At 65.3% G+C, this 17,296-nt stretch carries 15 protein-coding genes; 5 read left to right on the forward strand and 10 right to left on the reverse strand.

Going from position 1 to position 17,296, the window contains the following annotated elements:
• The first annotated feature begins 55 nt into the window (after positions 1-55).
• Entirely contained in the window at positions 56-988 is a 933-nt protein-coding gene (locus tag ACODSM_RS20110; RefSeq protein WP_488806656.1) for a LysR family transcriptional regulator, read from the forward strand.
• Between the two features lie 80 nt (positions 989-1,068).
• On the opposite strand, the gene ACODSM_RS20115 is transcribed toward ACODSM_RS20110, so the two are convergent.
• Complete coding sequence (locus ACODSM_RS20115; RefSeq protein ID WP_488806657.1) at positions 1,069-1,992, reverse strand: LysR family transcriptional regulator; 924 nt, start codon at positions 1,990-1,992, stop codon at positions 1,069-1,071.
• A 131-nt stretch (positions 1,993-2,123) separates the two neighbouring features.
• Between ACODSM_RS20115 and ACODSM_RS20120 the strand changes: the two genes are divergently transcribed.
• Positions 2,124-3,104 (forward strand): bile acid:sodium symporter family protein, encoded by a 981-nt coding sequence (locus ACODSM_RS20120; protein ID WP_056747466.1) that lies wholly within the window; start codon positions 2,124-2,126, stop codon positions 3,102-3,104.
• A 68-nt stretch (positions 3,105-3,172) separates the two neighbouring features.
• Here the strand turns inward: ACODSM_RS20120 and ACODSM_RS20125 are convergent, their stop codons facing one another.
• The 4 genes from ACODSM_RS20125 to ACODSM_RS20140 all read right to left on the reverse strand — a co-directional run bounded on the left by ACODSM_RS20125 (position 3,173) and on the right by ACODSM_RS20140 (position 9,609).
• On the reverse strand, positions 3,173-4,828 hold the full coding sequence (locus tag ACODSM_RS20125) for a Na/Pi cotransporter family protein (RefSeq protein WP_015013072.1): 1,656 nt from the start codon (positions 4,826-4,828) through the stop codon (positions 3,173-3,175).
• Positions 4,829-5,057: 229 nt separating this feature from the next.
• Positions 5,058-5,561: a signal peptidase II gene (gene lspA, locus ACODSM_RS20130; protein ID WP_291445070.1), complete on the reverse strand. Its 504-nt coding sequence runs from the start codon at positions 5,559-5,561 to the stop codon at positions 5,058-5,060.
• Positions 5,561-8,446 carry an isoleucine--tRNA ligase gene (gene ileS / locus ACODSM_RS20135; protein ID WP_488806658.1) on the reverse strand — a complete coding sequence of 962 codons (2,886 nt, stop codon included), beginning with the start codon at positions 8,444-8,446 and terminating at the stop codon, positions 5,561-5,563. The genes lspA and ileS overlap by 1 nt, the downstream gene beginning before the upstream one ends.
• A 113-nt stretch (positions 8,447-8,559) precedes the next feature.
• The gene (locus ACODSM_RS20140; protein WP_488806659.1) at positions 8,560-9,609 is read right to left on the reverse strand and encodes a bifunctional riboflavin kinase/FAD synthetase; all 1,050 of its coding nucleotides are present in this window, start codon (positions 9,607-9,609) and stop codon (positions 8,560-8,562) included.
• A gap of 255 nt (positions 9,610-9,864) precedes the next feature.
• Between ACODSM_RS20140 and ACODSM_RS20145 the strand changes: the two genes are divergently transcribed.
• Entirely contained in the window at positions 9,865-10,422 is a 558-nt protein-coding gene (locus tag ACODSM_RS20145) for an HNH endonuclease (protein ID WP_015013076.1), read from the forward strand.
• Positions 10,423-10,576: 154 nt separating this feature from the next.
• Here the strand turns inward: ACODSM_RS20145 and ACODSM_RS20150 are convergent, their stop codons facing one another.
• The 4 genes from ACODSM_RS20150 to ACODSM_RS20165 form a co-directional block, all read right to left on the reverse strand.
• Positions 10,577-11,971 (reverse strand): alpha/beta fold hydrolase, encoded by a 1,395-nt coding sequence (locus tag ACODSM_RS20150; protein ID WP_488806660.1) that lies wholly within the window; start codon positions 11,969-11,971, stop codon positions 10,577-10,579.
• A gap of 88 nt (positions 11,972-12,059) precedes the next feature.
• Positions 12,060-13,175 (reverse strand): acyl-CoA dehydrogenase family protein, encoded by a 1,116-nt coding sequence (locus ACODSM_RS20155; RefSeq protein WP_488806661.1) that lies wholly within the window; start codon positions 13,173-13,175, stop codon positions 12,060-12,062.
• A 24-nt stretch (positions 13,176-13,199) separates the two neighbouring features.
• Positions 13,200-14,381, reverse strand: a complete 1,182-nt coding sequence (locus ACODSM_RS20160; RefSeq protein WP_488806662.1) for an acyl-CoA dehydrogenase family protein — start codon at positions 14,379-14,381, stop codon at positions 13,200-13,202.
• A gap of 45 nt (positions 14,382-14,426) precedes the next feature.
• Positions 14,427-15,128: a YceH family protein gene (locus ACODSM_RS20165; RefSeq protein ID WP_488806663.1), complete on the reverse strand. Its 702-nt coding sequence runs from the start codon at positions 15,126-15,128 to the stop codon at positions 14,427-14,429.
• Between the two features lie 24 nt (positions 15,129-15,152).
• Between ACODSM_RS20165 and purN the strand changes: the two genes are divergently transcribed.
• Positions 15,153-15,734, forward strand: a complete 582-nt coding sequence (gene purN, locus ACODSM_RS20170) for a phosphoribosylglycinamide formyltransferase (protein WP_488806664.1) — start codon at positions 15,153-15,155, stop codon at positions 15,732-15,734.
• Between the two features lie 90 nt (positions 15,735-15,824).
• Here the strand turns inward: purN and ACODSM_RS20175 are convergent, their stop codons facing one another.
• Entirely contained in the window at positions 15,825-16,079 is a 255-nt protein-coding gene (locus tag ACODSM_RS20175) for a DUF1653 domain-containing protein (protein WP_309825895.1), read from the reverse strand.
• 67 nt (positions 16,080-16,146) lie between these two features.
• On the opposite strand from ACODSM_RS20175, the gene ACODSM_RS20180 reads away from it, so the two are divergent.
• A partial coding sequence (locus tag ACODSM_RS20180; RefSeq protein WP_488806665.1) for a M48 family metalloprotease occupies positions 16,147-17,296 on the forward strand: 1,150 nt, incomplete at its 3' end.

Below are 17,296 nucleotides of genomic sequence, written 5' to 3' on the forward strand. Positions count from 1 at the left end.
GCTCCAGCGATTCAATGGAATTGCTGAAAATGAGTGGGTGGCTATACATTTATGTATGGAACAACCGAATCGCCATGACATTGGCTGGGAGCTGTACCGCTCGTACCTCGGCGTGCTGCGGGAGGGCTCCCTGTCGGGCGCCGCGCCGGCGCTGGGCGTGACACAGCCCACCGTGGGCCGCCACATTGCTGCGCTGGAGCAGGCCCTGGGGCTGGTGCTTTTCACCCGGTCGCAGCAGGGCCTGTTGCCCACCGAGGCCGCGCTGGCCCTGCGCAGCTACGCGGAAGCCATGGGCCACTCTGCGGCAGCCCTGGTGCGCGCGGCGGACAGCCAGGGCGACGGCGTGCGCGGCACGGTGCGCGTGAGCGCCAGCGAGGTGATGGGGGTCGAGGTGCTGCCGCCCCTTCTTGCGCAGTTGCAGGCCGAGCACCCCGCGTTGACGGTGGAGCTGGTGCTGAGCAACCGCGTGCACGACCTGCTGCAGCGCGTGGCCGACATCGCCATCCGCATGACCGAACCCCGGCAGGACGCGCTCATCGCCCGCCGCGTGGGCACCATCCCGCTGGGGCTTTACGCCCATCCGAGCTACATCGCCGCCCATGGCACGCCCGCCACCCTGGCGGAGCTGGCGCACCACCGCTTGATTGGCTTCGATGCCGAAACCCCGTTTCTGCGCGCGGCGCAAAAGGCCCTGCCCGCGTGGCGGCGAGACCGGTTTGCCGTGCGCAGCGACAGCGATGTGGCGCAACTCGCCTTCATCCGCGCTGGCGCCGGCATAGGCATCTGCCAGGACGCACTGGCCCGCCGCAGCGCCCCCGCGCTGGTGCGGGTGCTGTCGCAGCAGCTCCAATACGGGCTGGAGACCTGGGTGGTGATGCACGAGGACCTGCGCACCAGCCCGCGTTGCAGGCACACGTTCGATGCGCTGGTGGTGGGGTTGGAGCGGTATCTTGTTGAGGGACTAGGCAGCTCCGCATCGGCCGGCTAGTCCGCTGAATCGGATGGGTGTGGGAGGCTGCGATTTATTGAGCAGCTGGAGACGCCCATGCAGATACGTTGGGAGTTTTTTCAACGGCCTTTGTTACTAAGAACCTGCGTGCCATTGCGCTGCACCGCCACCGTCTTTACCAGATCCCACGCCGCTTGCGCCACAGGCGAAAGCGCACGGTGCTTCCGGTGCACCAGCATGATCTCCCGGTCCACGCGCGGCACCAGGGGGCGCACCGCCAGCCGTGCCAGGCCTTCGGGCGGCAGGGCCAGGGTGGGGATCACCGAGATGCCTAGACCTGCGTCGAGCATGCGAAAGATGGTGGTGGGGTGGCCGACCTCCTGGGCCACCGTGCAGGCCACACCGTGCTCGGCCAGTGCGCGGTCGATCAGGCGGCGGCTGCCGGAGTCGTGGTCCAGCAGCACCAGCGCTTCGCCCTGCAGGTCGGTCCAGCGCACCTGCCGTTTGCCCGCCAGCCGGTGGCCGGGTGGGCAGGCCAGGCAGAAGGGTTCGGTCAGGATGGTCTCGCATTGCAGCGCCTCGCGCTCGCTGGGGTCGATGACCACGCCAAAGTCCACCTCGCCCGACAGCACGCTGGCCAGCACCGCGCTCTGGATGCGGTCCAGCAGCACCAGCTCCAGCCCGGGCAGGGTGCGCTGGCATTCGGCGATGCAGTCGGGCATGAGGTTGGCCGACAAAGTGGGGCTGCTCGCCACGCGCACGCGTCCGCGCCGCTCGGTGGCCATTTCCCGCACGTCCAGCAGCGTGTTCTCCAGCTCTTCCAGCACCCGGGGCAGGCGGGCCGACAGGCGCTGGCCCGCGTCCGTCAGCGTCACCTCGCGCGTGGTGCGGTTGAGCAGCTTCAGGCCCAGCTGGGCTTCCAACTCGGTGATGCAGCGGCTCACGGCCGGTTGGGTCAGGCCCACCGCATCGCCCGTGCGGCTGAAGTTGCGGGTGGTGGCCACCGACTGAAACACATGCAGCTGGCGCAGAGTGATATTCATGCGCTCGAATCATAAATCCATCAGAGAAATCCATTTCTCTTTGGAATCGGGCTGCGGTCCAATGCGTGTCTTCGGGGTTTGTGTGCCCCATGTCCTTTTGCATTTTTTGCGCTGCCGCTGCGCTGTCACCCATGGCTCGTTCCCGTTTTCTCCCTGACAACTTCACCCTGGCCTTGCTGGGCACCGTTACCCTTGCCAGTGTGTTGCCTGCCTCGGGCGTTGCGGCCCAGGCGCTGGAGGGGATCACCGTGGCTGCGGTGGCGTTGCTGTTCTTCTTGCACGGGGCCAAGCTCTCGCGGGATGCCATCGTGGCGGGGCTCTCGCACTGGCGGCTGCACTTGGTGGTCGTGGGCACCACGTTTGTGCTGTTCCCGCTGCTGGGCTGGGCGCTGCGGCCGGTGCTGCTGCCGCTGGTGACGCCCGGTCTTTACACCGGCATCCTGTACCTGTGCGTGTTGCCCGCCACGGTGCAGTCGGCCATTGCGTTCACGGCCATGGCGCGCGGCAACATGCCGGCGGCCATCTGCAGCGCGTCGGCATCGACCCTGCTGGGCATTGTGATCACACCGCTGCTGGTGGGCCTGTTGCTGCCCGAGGCGCAGCAGCAGGCAGGCGCTGCGCAGCATGACACGCTGGCCAACATCGGCCGCATCACCTTGCAGCTGCTGGTGCCCTTTGTGGCGGGCCACCTGCTGCGTCCGTGGATTGGCGGTTTTGTGCAGCGCCGGGCGGCAGCGCTCAAGCTGGTGGACCAGGGCTCCATCCTGCTGGTGGTGTTCACCGCCTTCAGCGCTGCGGTGGTCGAGGGGCTGTGGCGGCAGCTGCCAGCGTCTGCGCTGCTGGGCCTGGTGGTGGTGTGCGCCGTGCTGCTGACGCTGGCGCTGGTGACCACCACCTGGGTTGCGCGGCGCATGGGGTTCTCCAAGGAGGACGAAATCACCCTGGTGTTCTGCGGCTCCAAGAAGAGCCTGGCCAGCGGTGTGCCCATGGCCAAAGTGCTGTTTGCGTCGCACGCGGTGGGCGCCATCGTGCTGCCCATCATGGTGTTCCACCAGATGCAGCTGATGGTGTGTGCGGTGCTGGCGCAGCGTTATGCGCGGCGCAGTGTGTAGACGCTAGTTTGCTATCTTTTGTGTAGCTAAAAGCGCATGGGAAATATGCGCCTGCAGCCCAAAAGGCTTCAACTTTGTTCGTTGAGCGTGCGCAGGCGGCTCGGCGCCAGGGCGCCGGCCGATTCCAGAATGGGGTAGGCCACCGAGCACAGCAGCGAGTTGATGCGCTTGAGCTCGCTGATCAGGTCGATGTGCAGTGAGCTGGTCTCGATGCTCTGCACCGTGTTGTCTGACAGGCGTGCCAGGTGGGTGGCCGAATAGGCGTGTTCCAGGTCGCGAAAGCGCGCTTTTTCTTCGAGCAGCTTTTGTGCGTCGCGCACGCTGCCGTTCAAGAACACGCTCATCGCCAGCCGCAGGTTGTCGATCAGGCGGGCGTGCAGCTCGTTGATCTCTTCCATGCCTGCCTCGGAGAACTGGCGGCCCTTCTTGATCTTCTTGTCCTCGATGTCGATCAGCACCCGTTCGATGATGTCGCCGATCTGCTCCATGTTGATGGTGAAGCTGATGATGTCGGCCCAGCGGCGGCCCTCGCGTTCGTCCAGCGCCTCGCGCGAGATCTTGGTCATGTAGTACTTGATGGCCGAATACAGGCCGTCCACCTCGTCGTCGAGCTTGCGCAGGTCTTCCGCCAATTGCAGGTCGTCGGTGCGGATCACCTTGTGCAGGCCCAGCAGCATCGATTCGACCACGTCGGCCTGGTGCAGGGCTTCGCGCGCCGCGCATGAGATGGCGAGCGATGGCGTGGCCAGGGCGGAGGGGTCCAGATGCTGGGGACGGGTGCCTGCGGCCGCCTGCGCCTTTTCAACCGGCAGCAGGCGCTGCACGGCCCGCGCCACCGTACCTGTCAGGCCGATGCAGACGATGCCCACCACGATGTTGAAGGCCAGGTGGAACAGCACCACCAGGGCGGCAGTTTCAGGCACGTAGGGCCGCACATGCTGCAGCCACAGGCCGGTGAGCGGCGTCATGATGAGCACGCCAATGATCTTGAAGAACAGGTTGCCCAGGGGCACCTGGCGTGTCTGCACGTTGGACTTCATGGTGGTCAACACGGCGAGCACGCCGCTGCCCAGGTTGGCGCCCAGCACCAGTCCCAGCGCCACATCGGCCGGAATACCGCCCGAGCCCGCTAGCGCGGCCGTGAGCAGCACGGTGGCGAGGCTGGAGTACGCCACGATGGCCAGAATGGCGCCGGTAAAGATCTCCAGCAACAAATCGCTGGTGAGCGCTCCCAGCAGCGTGCGCACGGTGGGCGACTGGGTGAGCACCGTGGTCGATTCGGTGATGAGGCGCAGCGCCAGCAGCATCAGCCCCAGGCCTATCAACACGCGGCCCACGCGGCCCACGGCGGTGTCCTTGCGCGAGATGAACAGCACGACGCCCACAAAGATGAACAGGGGCGACAGCCACGACAGATCCATGGAGAACACCACGGCCATCACGCTGGTGCCCACGTCGGCGCCCAGCATCACGGCCAGCGCTGCAGGCAGGCCCACCAGGCCCTGGCCCACGAAGGACGACACGATGAGCGCGGTGGCTGTGCTGGACTGCACCACGGCCGTAACGCCAATGCCGGAAAGCACTGCGGTGAAGCGGCTGCTGACGCTGTGCGCAATCAGCTGGCGCAGGTTGGCGCCGAACACGCGCAGGATGCCGGTGCGCACCAGGTGGGTGCCCCAGATCAGCAGCGCCACGGCTGCCAAGAGATTGAGGAGATGCTTCATGAAAACCGTTGTTTCTTCTTCTTGTGATGGGCGCAAACCCTGCGATGACCAGACCCAGGGGCCAATGCAAGAACCGCGCGCACCGGGCTGTCATAAAACTGACACATAAGCATACTCCTGATTCCATAGCGCCGGAGCAGATGCCCATGTCGGCGCTGGGTGCGTTGCTGCGCACAAACAGCACGGCCCGCATGCAGCGGGCCGTTCAGGGGGAAAAGCCAGTGGGGCCTCAGCGCTCGCGACGTACCCGCAGCAGCTCGTCCAGGATCAGGCAGGCCGCACCCACGGTAATGGCCGAGTCCGCCAGATTGAACGACGGGAAGTACCAGCCCGCATAGTGGAACTGCAAGAAGTCCACCACATAGCCGTGCATGAGCCGGTCCACCACGTTGCCCACTGCGCCACCCAGAATGCTGGACAGCGCAAAGCTGAACAGCTTCTGGCCCGGGTGCGCGCGCAGCTGCCACACGATGAAGATCGTGGCCGCCAAGCCGATACCGGTGAACAGCCAGCGCTGCCAGCCGCCCGCGTCCGACAAGAACGAGAACGCTGCGCCGGTGTTGTGCGCGCGCACGATGTTGAAGAAGCTGGTGATGAACGTGGAGTCGCCCAGCTGGTAGTGGTTGAGGATCAGCGTCTTGGTGATCTGGTCGGCGCCCATCAGAAAAACCGCCCATGCCAGCCAGGGCCACATGCCCACGCCGGTACGACCGGCTTGTGTAGAGCGCGCCATCACGCGTGTGCCCGGCTTTCGCCGTCGCCATACAGGTTGCTGGTGCAGCGGCCGCAGATGGTGGGATGGGCGGCATCGTTGCCCACATCACTGCGGTAGTGCCAGCAGCGTTCGCATTTGGTGTCAGAACTGGGCTTGACGCTGATCTGTAACGCGCTACCAGCGACCAAATCGATAGCGGATGTGATGAACACGAATTTGAGGTCATCGCCCAGGCTGGCCAGCAGTGCATGGTCCTCGGGCGCAGCCGTCAGCGTGACCGTCGCCTGCAGCGAGGAGCCCACCTGACCTGCGGCGCGCAGGGCCTCGATCTCCTTGTTCACCGCATCGCGAATCTCGCGAATGCGCGACCACTTGGCCAGCAGGCCTTCGTCGGCACCGGCACCCACGCCCGCCACGTTGCCGTAGGTCTCCAGGAAGATGGAGTCGGAGCTGCCGAACACCTTCCACGCCTCTTCGGCCGTGAACGAGAGGAATGGCGCCATCCACCGCAGCATGGCGTGCGTGATGTTGTAGAGCGCGGTCTGCGCACTGCGGCGGGCGAGGCTCTTGGGCGCGGTGGTGTACAGGCGGTCCTTGAGCACGTCCAGGTAGAAGCCGCCCAGGTCTTCCGAGCAGTACAGCTGCAGTTTGGCCACCACCGGGTGGAACTCATACACCTTGTAGTGGGCCAGCACCTCGGCCTGGAACTCGGATGCGCGGGTGAGTGCGTAGCGGTCGATCTCCAGCATCTGGTCGAACGGCACGGCGTCCTTGGCCGGGTCAAAGTCGCTCACGTTGGCCAGCAGGAAGCGCAGCGTGTTGCGGATGCGACGGTAGGCGTCCACCACGCGCGCCAGGATCTTCTCGTCCCCCGCGATGTCGCCGGAGTAGTCGCTCGCGGCCACCCACAGGCGGATGATTTCTGCGCCCAGCTTCTTGTTGATCTCTTGCGGGTCGATGCCGTTGCCCAGCGACTTGCTCATCTTGCGGCCCTGGCTGTCCACGGTGAAGCCGTGGGTCAGCAGGCCGCGATACGGCGCACGGCCTTCCAGCGCGGAGGCCAGCAGCAGCGAGCTGTGGAACCAGCCGCGATGCTGGTCATGGCCTTCGAGGTACAGGTCGGCCTCGGGGCCCGTGTCGTGGTGCACCTCGGGGTGCGTGCCGCGCAGCACGTGGCTGAAGGTGGAGCCGGAGTCGAACCACACTTCCAGGATGTCGGTGCTCTTGGTGTAATGCGGCGCGTCTTCAGCGCCCAGGATTTCTTCGGTCGTCACACGGCTCCAGGCCTCGATGCCACCCTTTTCGACGATGTCGGCCGCCTGGTCCATGATTTCCATGGTGCGCGGGTGCAGTTCGCCCGAATCCTTGTGCAGGAAGAACGGGATGGGCACGCCCCAGCTGCGCTGGCGCGAGATGCACCAGTCGGGCCGGCCGGCGATCATGTCGTGCAGGCGGGCTTTGCCGTTCTCGGGGTAGAAGCTGGTGTGCTCGATCGCATCGAGCGCGATCTGGCGCAGCGTCTTGGCGGGCTTCATGCCTGCTTTAGTGAACACGCCTTCGCCTTCGTCCATGCGGATGAACCACTGGGCAGCCGCGCGGTAGATCACGGGCGTCTTGTGGCGCCAGCAGTGCGGGTAGCTGTGCGTGATGTCCTTGGTGGTCATCAGGCGGCCCGCGTTGCGCAGGGCCTCGATGATGACGGGCACTGCCTTCCAGATGTGCTGGCCGCCAAACAGCGGGAAGTCGGCCGCGTAGGTGCCGTTACCCTGCACGGGGTTCAGGATCTCGTCGAGCGCCATGCCATGCGCGCGGCAGGAGTTGAAGTCTTCCAGGCCATAGGCGGGCGACGAGTGCACGATACCCGTGCCGTCATCGGCCGTGGCGTAGTCGGCCAGGTACACGGGCGACAGGCGGCGGTAGCCAAAGCTGCCGTCTTCGCTGGCCACGTCGTACAGGGGGTGTTCAAACTCCAGCCCGCCCAGGTTCTTGCCCAGGGTGGTAGCCAGCACGCCGCCCGTGAGGCCGTAACGCTCCAGGCACGACGCCACCAGCGGCTCTGCCACGAGCAGGATGCGTTCACCCGCGTCCACCAGCGCGTAGGTGATTTCGGGGTTCAGGTTCAGGGCCTGGTTGGCGGGGATGGTCCAGGCAGTAGTGGTCCAGATGACCACGAACGCGTCCTTGGTCAGTGCAGGCAGACCAAAGGCGGCCGCCAGCTTGGCCGGGTCGTGCGACTTGAACGCCACGTCCAGCGTGGTGCTCTTCTTGTCCTGGTATTCGATCTCGAACTCGGCCAGCGACGAGCCGCAGTCAAAGCACCAGTACACAGGCTTGAGGCCCCGGTACACAAAGCCGCGCTCCATCACGCGCTTGAACGCGCGGATTTCGCCCGCCTCGTTGGCGGGGTTCATGGTCTTGTAGGGGTTGTCCCATTCGCCCAGCACGCCCAGGCGCTTGAAGTCCACCATCTGCTGCGCGATCTGCTCGGTGGCGAACGCGCGGCTCTTGGCCTGCATGTCGTCGCGGCTCAGGTTGCGGCCGTGTTTCTTCTCGATGGCGTTTTCGATCGGCAGGCCGTGGCAGTCCCAACCGGGCACGTACAGCGCGTCAAAGCCTTCGAGCTGGCGCGCCTTGGTGATCATGTCCTTGAGGATCTTGTTGACCGCATGGCCCATGTGGATCTGGCCGTTGGCGTAGGGCGGGCCGTCGTGCAGGATGAACTTGGGCGCGCCCCGGCGAGCGTCGCGCAGGCGCTTGTAGATGCCTTTGTCTTCCCATTCCTTCACCCAGCCCGGCTCGCGCTTGGGCAGGTCGCCGCGCATGGGGAAGGGGGTGTCGGGCAGGTTCAGGGTGCTGCGGTAATCCGGGGCAGTGGAGGTGGGCGTGCTGGCGTTGTCGGACATGAGGGAGCCTTAAAACGGGGCATTCCGGGGCAGGCCCGGAGCAATGCGGGGAAACAGGGAGCGAAACGCGAGAGGTGTCGGGCCTGCAGGGCAGGCGCTGCGCAGGCAGCCCCCTAAATTCGGTCGCGCGTGGTCTGACGCCGGGTCTCGGTGTGATTGGGGGCGTGGGCCGATGCAAAGTAGGCGCGCGCATCCGCACAGTCTTTGGCAATGCCCGCTGTCAGGGCGTCCAGACCGTCGTACTTCAGCTCGTCGTGCAGTTTGTGCAGCAGTTCCACGCGCACGATTTTACCGTACGCCCCTTCGGCACCCAGTTCGGCGGGCCAGTGCAGGCAATGGGTTTCGAGCAGCACGCGGCCGCCATTGACGTCGTTCGGGTCCAGCGAGGGGCGAACGCCCAGGTTGGCCACCCCTGGCAGCGGGGCATCGGCCAGGCCATGAACCAGCACGGCAAAGATGCCGCTGGCGGCGGGTTTCCAGTGCGCAAACCGCAGGTTGAGGGTGCGAAAGCCGTCGCCCGCGCCTTCCGCCGTGGCGCCCAGCTCGCGCCCCAGCTTGCGGCCATGCACCACATGGCCGCTGATGGTGTAGGGCCGCCCCAGCAAGCGCGCTGCTGCCTCCATGTCGCCTGCGGCTAGCGCCTGGCGCACGGCGGAGCTGGACACGCGCAGCCCATGCACCTCGTAGCTGTTCATGCGAGCCACGTCAAAACCTTGGGCTTGCCCGGCGGTGTCCAGCATGGCGTAGTCGCCCGCGCGCTGGCGGCCGAAGCGGAAATCGTCACCCACCAACACATAGCGTGCACCCAGACCGCGCACCAGCACTTCATCGATGAAAGCGTCGGGCGACTGGGCGGCCAGCCGCGCGTCAAACGGCAGCACCACGGTCTGCTGCACTCCGCAGCGGGCCAGCTCGGTAAGCTTGTCGCGCAAGGTGCCTATGCGGGCTGGGGCCAGCTCCGGCTTGTGGTGGGCCCCGGCAAAGTAGTCGCGCGGGTGGGGCTCGAAGGTGAGCACGCAGCTTTCCACGCCCCGGTGGGCCGCCTCGCTGTTCAGCAGGGCCAGCATGGCCTGATGCCCCCGGTGCACGCCATCGAAGTTGCCGATGGTCAGCGCACAGGCATCGGCAATGCCCGGGTGGTGGAATCCGCGAAAGATCTTCATCGGTTTGTTATCTTTTTGATAGCGCCATGCGCAGGTCCATCAAGCGCAGGACGCCAATTTGTCACAAAAAGAGTATATTGTGACCCACGGCTGGCCCCGCGCAGGGCTGCCCGCGAGACATCTGCGTTCAGAATCCTTTCGGACTTGCACAAATCGGGATGCAACAACCGCCTTTTCCTTGGGGCGAGCCACTTGCCAGAGTCCTGTTTTGCGGAAGTCATGTCCTTGTGTACTTTGTGTTCCAGGAGGCGTGTTTTGAAGGTCTTGAAGCTGTCAGCCCAAGGGCTGCCCCAATCGTGGATTTCGCTGGAACAGGCGGTGATTCATTACGCCGCCGGGGAAGTGCGCTGGGAGTCCGGCGGCCAGATTGCCCGGTTCCGGGGCGGGTACAACGCCATATCGGGTGAGCAATCGGTGATCGCCATCAACAGCATCATCGGCACCAAGGGCGTGCCCAGCATCAACCCGTTCGAGCTCAAGCCCAGCCTGACCAACAGCAAGCTCTTTGCCCGCGACCGCAATGTGTGCGCCTACTGCGGTGGGCGTTTTCACGAAGAGGACCTCACGCGCGAGCACATCGTGCCGTTCGCGCGCAACGGCCAGGACCACTGGATGAACGTGGTCACGGCCTGCCGCCCCTGCAACCACCGCAAGGGCCCGCGCACCCCGGAGCAGGCGCACATGCCGCTGCTGTACGCGCCCTATGTGCCGAGCCTGTGGGAGGACTTCATCCTGCGCAATCGGCGCATCCTGGCCGATCAGATGGAATTCCTCATGGCCCATGTCCCCAAGTCTTCAAGGCTGTTGGCTTAGTTGGGGGAGTGGCCAATACGACCCTTCTGGCGTCGTTGCTCCGTCTTGCCGTACTAGGCGTACTGTCTGCGACGGAGCGCCTAGCCATAAGGGCCGTCTTGACTCCTCTTGGGGGGGCTGAGAAGAATGTGGATACTGCCCAGCGCCCTGTCCTTCAATACGTCAATTCCAAAAACACCAGGTGGCCGCTGGCCGCAGGCCAAGTCTGCCCCACCAAGCGCTCGCCATTGAATTCGGCAACGATGCTGCGCACGCCACCGGCAGGCTTGACCTTCGCCGAGGCCACGCCGGCGCCTGCGGGCACCCCGGCAGGCACTGCGCCGTCCAACAGCATCTTGTCGCGCGCCGGGTCCAGGTAGCCGCGCGGGCGGGTCAGGGTGACGATGGAGTCGGCCGTCTTGTCGGCGTCTGTGATGCGCTCGGGACGCAGGTGGATGAGGTCGCTGCTGCGCGGGAAACCGCTGCGGTAGATGTGGGTGGTGGCGTAGCCCGGCGCAGTGATCACGAACTCGACGGGTGCGCCCGGCGAAACCATCAGTGGACCCCATTGGCCGTCAGCCCCCACCGTCTTGCGCAGCAGCGGGTTGCCTTTGCGGGCGCCGGTCGCAGGGTCGGTGGCGTATACCTCCAGCTGTGCACCCGCCAGCGGCAGGTTGTTGCTGAAGTTGCCGGTCTTGGGGTCGGCAGAATCCACGCCCAGGCCCGTGACCTTGCCGTTCAGCACCACAGATTTTTCTGCAGCGATCTCGGTGCGTGTTGGCGCCTTGCCGGTGATGAAGCGGTAGGTGGCTTCAAACGCTGCCGGGGAGTACGACGTCTCGCGGTGATCGATGCGCGGGATCACCACGTTGGTGGCGCCCTTGAGTTCGGGGCCTGCAGCGGTCACGTTGGTGGCCGTGCCTTTCTGTCCGATCCACAGGCCGTCGGGTTGGGCGAACTTGTCGTTGTTGTCCGAGCGGATGGTCATCCATTTCACCGGGCCGCTCACTTCGTCGCCCGCTGCGTTCTTGGGAGCGTTCAGTGCTTTGAGGAAGGGGCCGGTGCCGGAAAATTCGTTGCCTTCACGGAACCCCGGGATCGCCCACACGCCGTGGTTGGGGGTGCCGCCCAGGACGGCGTGGCTCACGGTCTTGTCGCCGCCGCCGTTGTAGATGTAGTTGCGGATGGCGTTGCCGCCGCGTGAATTGCCCACCAATACGACTTGGCTGGCGCCCGTGGCCTTGAGCACCTTGTCCACCTCGGCCTTCAGGTAGGCCATGTGCTCTGCGGCCGATGTGCGGCCTGCCTGGGGCTTGGCGTCCTCGTCGCGCGACAGTGGGTAGGGCACGTCGATGGCGTGCAGGCGTTCGCGCGGCCAGCCGTTCGATTCGAACCGCCACACGGTGGTTTGCCACAGCGCAGCGGTGTCGCCGTTGCCGTGCACAAAGACGATGGGCGGTGCCTCGGCCAGGCTGGGACTTTGGGTGGCGCAGCCAGCCAGGGCGAGGGTGGCTGCCGCAGCGGTGGCCAGCAGGAGAGATCGGCGTTGCAGCCAGAGGGTGTTGTTCATCAAGGTGTCTCCAGAAAGAAAAAATGCCCGTGGACCGGTGAATCCACGAGCATCGTTGATGGCTGTGACGCGCCTGCGTCAGCGACCGTCAGGCAAACACGCCTGCGGTGTCTTGCATGCGGGCGGACACTTCACCCAGGTGATGCAGCGTGTCGCCAAAGGTCACTTCCAACTGGGTGAGCTTCTTGAAGTAGTGGCTCACGATGTACTCGTCCGTCACGCCGATGCCACCGTGCAGTTGCACGGCCTGCTGACCCACAAAACGCATCGACTGGCCCAGCTGTACCTTGGCGCGGGCCATGGCGGCGCGGCGTTCTTCGGCAGGGGCGCCGAGCTTGAGGCTGGCGTAGTAGCTCATCGAGCGGGCCAGCTCCAGCTGCATCTTCATGTCGGCCACGCGGTGGCGCAGCGCCTGGAAGCTGGAAATGAACACGCCGAACTGCTTGCGCTGGTTCATGTATTCGACGGTGATGGCCACGGTCTTGTCCATCACTCCCACGGCTTCGGCGCAGGCGGCGGCGATGCCGGTGTCCACGGCCAGTTCCAGCGCAGCTAGGCCGTCGGTGGTGATGAGCGTGGCGGGGGCGTTGGCCAGGTGCACTTCGGCGGCGCGGCTGCCGTCTTGCGTGACGTAGCCTTGCGTGGTCACGCCGCTCGCAGCGCGTTCGACGAGGAAGAGGGCGATCTTGCCGTCCAGTTGTGCGGGCACGATGAAGGCGTCCGCCTTGTCACCCGCAGGTACTACGCTTTTGATAGCTGTTACCGCATATCCTGATTGCGCTTTAGCCGCTTTTGCTTCACAAACATCCAGGCGGTAGCGCGCCTTGCGCTCCTGTTGGGCCAGCACCACCAGGGCTTCGCCACTGGCCACGCGGGGCAGCCAGGCACCTTGCACGTCGGCGGGGGCGTAGTGCGACAGCACGCTGCTGGCGATGAAGGCCTGGGCGATGGGCTCCAGCACGATGCCACGGCCCAGTTCCTCGGCCACCACCATCGCGTCGATGGCGCCCTGGCCCATGCCGTCGTGCACTTCGGGCACCGTCAGGGCGGTCAGGCCCAGCTCGGCCAGTTCGCCCCAGGCGGTGCGGTCAAAACCGCCTGCGGCCACGGCGGCGCGGCGGCGCTCAAACGTGTAGCCCTTATCCACCCATTTGCGAACGGCGTCGCGCAGTTGTTCCTGGTCGTCAGAAAAATCGAAATCCATGTTCTTGTCTCCTGGAACTTGGGATCAGCCGAGGACGGTCTGAGCCACGATGTTGCGCTGCACTTCGTTGGAGCCACCATAGATGGTGGTCTTGCGCAGGTTGAAGTAGGTGGATGCCAGCGGCGCGTTGGCGGTGACGCCGCCGGGGAAGTTGCCTTGCCAGCCGGCTTCCATGGCCTCTTCGATGAAGGGCATGGCGAAGGGTCCGGCGGCCAGCATCATCAGCTCGGCGTAGCGCTGCTGGATCTCGCTGCCCTTGATCTTGAGCAGGCCCGCGATGTCGAGCGAGTTCTTGCCGGACTTCTCGGCAGACAGTACGCGCAGCACCAGCATTTCCAGTGCAACGATGTCGACTTCGAGCAGGGCGATCTGGTCGCGGAAGCGCAGGTCGTCCCACATGCCTTCGGTTTTGGCGATGCGCTTGAGGCGCTCCAGCTCGCGCTTGCTGCGGTTCACATCGGCAATGTTGGTGCGCTCGTGGGATAGCAGGTGCTTGGCGTAGGTCCAGCCCTTGTTCTCTTCGCCGATCAGGTTCTCGGCGGGCACTTCGACGTTGTCGAAGAACACTTCGTTCACTTCGCACTCGCCGTCCAGCAGCTTGATGGGGCGCACGGTGACGCCCTTGGACTTCATGTCCACCAGCAGGAAGGAGATGCCGGTTTGGGGCTTGCCCTCGGTGCTGGTGCGCACCAGGTTGAACATCCAGTCGCCATGCTGGCCCAGCGTGGTCCAGGTCTTCTGGCCGTTGACGATGTACTTGTCGCCCACGCGCTCGGCGCGGGTTTTGACGCTGGCCAGGTCCGAACCCGAACCGGGTTCGCTGTAGCCCTGGCTCCACCAGACTTCGCCGCTGGCGATGCCGGGCAAGAAGCGCTTTTGTTGCTCGGCATTGCCAAACGCCATGATCACCGGGGCCACCATCACCGGGCCGAACGGCACGATGCGAGGCGCGCCCGCCAGGGCGCACTCTTCTTCAAACAGGTGCTTTTGCACGGCCGTCCAGCCGGGGCCGCCGAACTCCTTGGGCCAGCCAAAGCCGAGCCAGCCCTTTTTGCCCAGGATCTTCGCCCAGCCCTGCATGTCTTCGCGGGTCAGGCGCAGGGCGTTGTGCACCTTGTGCGAAATTTCCTTGGGCAGGTTGGCGTGAACCCAGGCGCGAATCTCTTCGCGAAACGCCTGTTCTTCGGGGGTAAATGCGAGATCCATCGGTTTGTCTCCAAGTGATCCGCATTTGTAGCACGGTCGTTCGTTTTATTCCTGTCCGGGTGGCGACATTGGACTGAACTCAGGGGAAATGCCCAGCTCGGCGCACAGCCGCTGCACGGTGTTGCGCAGGCTCGCCACCTCAGCCTCCAGGGCGTCCACGCGGGCCTGCAGTGCGGGCAATGGGCTGGCGCCCGCGCCCCCTGCGAGTGCCGGGCTGGCGGAGGTATCCACCGGCCCGCACAGCAGGTGCGCCCAGCGTTGTTCGCGGGCGCCGGGCGCGCGGGGCAGCTGCACGACCAGCGGGCCGCCTTTTTTGGCGCTGCGCTCCTGCAGCTCGTCCAGAAACGCTTCGACGGAGGAAATGTCGGCAAACCGGTACCAGCGCTCGGCGTTGATGCGCAGCTCGCCCGCCGTCTGCGGCCCGCGCAGCATCAGCAGGCCCAGCAGCACGGCCGATTGCTCGGGCACACCCACGCCGCGCTGAAAGTTGTGCTCCCAGCGCGTGGTGCGGTTGCCGCTGCTCTCAAACGCCAAGGTCAGCAGCTTGAGCGAATCCAGCGCCTCCTGCGCCTCGGCGTCGCTCAGGTTCATCACCGGGTCACGGCTGGTTTTCTGGTTGCACCCGGTGACCAGGCCGTTCAGCGACATGGGATAGCTGTCGGGCACGGTGCGCGCCTTTTCCATCAGAGTGGCCAGCACGCGGGCTTCGTTGGGGGTTAGGGGGCGGGTTGCAGGATCAAAAGGCATGGCTGGGATAATCCGGGGCAATTTATGAAGAACATCGTCATTCTGATCTCTGGCGGCGGCTCCAACATGGCCACCATCGTCCGGACTGCTCAGCAGGAGCACTGGGAGCAGCGCTACGGCGCCCGCGTGGCGGCCGTCGTCAGCAACAAGCCGGATGCTGCGGGGCTGGTTTTTGCGCGGGAGCAGGGCATCGCGACGGAGGTACTGGACCACAAGACCTTTGCCAGCCGCGAGGCGTTCGATGCCGAGCTGGCCGCAACCATCGACCGACACCAGCCAGCGCTGGTGGTGCTGGCAGGGTTCATGCGCATCCTGACGCCGGGGTTCGTGGCGAACTACGCCGGGCGGCTCATCAACATCCACCCCTCGCTGCTGCCCGCGTTCACCGGGCTGCACACGCACCAGCGCGCCATCGATGCAGGCTGCAAATTTGCCGGGGTGACCGTTCACCAGGTGACGGCAGAGCTGGATGTGGGGCCCATCCTGGACCAGGCCGTGGTGCCAGTGCTGCCGGGTGACACCGCCGAGACGCTGGCTGCCCGGGTGCTGACCCAGGAGCATGTGATCTACCCGCGTGCCGTACGGGCGCTGGTTCAAACGCTGTAGCTAACACCCGGCTGCAGCGATCTGATTGCTATCGAAAATATAGCTTAAGGCGCTTTTCGGACGGGCGCTGAAGCCGCTTTTGGGTGTCAACTATACGGGCGCCGTCCCCTCTGCGCATTTCTGGAAGCGGGGCTGCAGCACCCCTTCGATCAGCACCAACTCCTCAAACATGGCGGCGGGCCGCACCCACAAGCCGCGCTGTCCGTACAGCGCGCGGTACAGCGTCATGGGTTCCAGCGTTTCACTGTGGCGCACGGTGTCGATCACTTCATAGAGCATCCCCTTGTAGTGGCGGTACAGGCCGGGTGGCGTGCGGATGAGTTCGGGCAGGTCGTCGTCGGTCATGGTGCTGCGGTAGCGTGAGTGGTTAGGATGGCGGCTGAAAAAAATCCAACCAGAGTGAGGGAAGCCCGTGGACCAGGCAGATTTTGTGCACATGGTGCGCATAAGCGAGCATGCCAGCGCCGACAACAGCCGTGCGTACCGCCGCAGTGTGGCTGCGTTTGCGGCGTTGGGTTATGCCTGGGTGTTGGGGTGTCTGGCGCTCGCTGTGAGTATTTTGCTGTGGGTGGTGCCCCAGTTGCTCCATGGGCGCTTTCGGTTGGCGATGGTTTGGGCTTTGCTGGGGGCCGGAGGTCTGCTGTGGGTCAGCCTGCGTGCGCTGTGGGTGCGGTTTGAGGCGCCGGAGGGGGTGGAAATTACTGCGCTGGACGCGCCCGATCTGTTTGAAGCCCTGGCGCGCATCCGCCGCAAGATCAACGGCCCGCCCATTCACAAGGTCACGTTGACCGACGAGTTCAATGCCAGCATCCAGCAGTTGCCGCGTTACGGCCTGCTGGGTGGGGCGGTGAACCACCTGAGCATTGGCCTGCCCCTGCTGATGGCGCTGGACCGGCCACGTTTTCTGGCGGTGCTGGCGCACGAGTACGGCCATCTGCGGGGCGACCACGGCCGCTTTGCGGCCTGGATCTACCGCACCCGCCTGTCGTGGATGCGCCTGAACCACAGCCTGGCCGACGATGAAGGGCCGGTGGCTGCCGCCACGCAGCTGTTCATGCGCTGGTACTTTCCACGGTTTTCGGCCAAGACCTTTGCACTGGCCCGCCAGGATGAATACGAGGCCGACCGCATCGCCGGCAAGCTGCTGGGCCGCGATGTGACCGCTGCGGCCTTGGCCGAGATCGAGATCCGGGGCGCGTGGCTGCAGGCGGAGTTCTGGGGCAACCACTGGTGTGCAGCGGCGGGTAACCCGTTGCCGGTGGGCCCCTACCGCAGCATGCGCCGCGCCCTGGCCAAGGCGCCCGATGCCGCCTTTGCCAATGACGCCCTGCGCCAGGCGCTCAAGCGCCTGAGCAATCTGGACGACACCCACCCCAGCCTGCGCGACCGCATCGAGGCACTGGACGCCACGCCCACCCTGCCGGAATGGTCGCGCGGCAACGCGCTGGCCCTGCTGGGTCCGGATGCCAAACGCTGGGTGGCGCATTTCGACAAGCAATGGTGCCGCGACAACGCCAGCGAATGGAAGCAGCACCACGCCTGGCTGGGGCGGGCGCGGCGCC

It is taken from the genome of Acidovorax sp. FG42 (assembly GCF_057809195.1).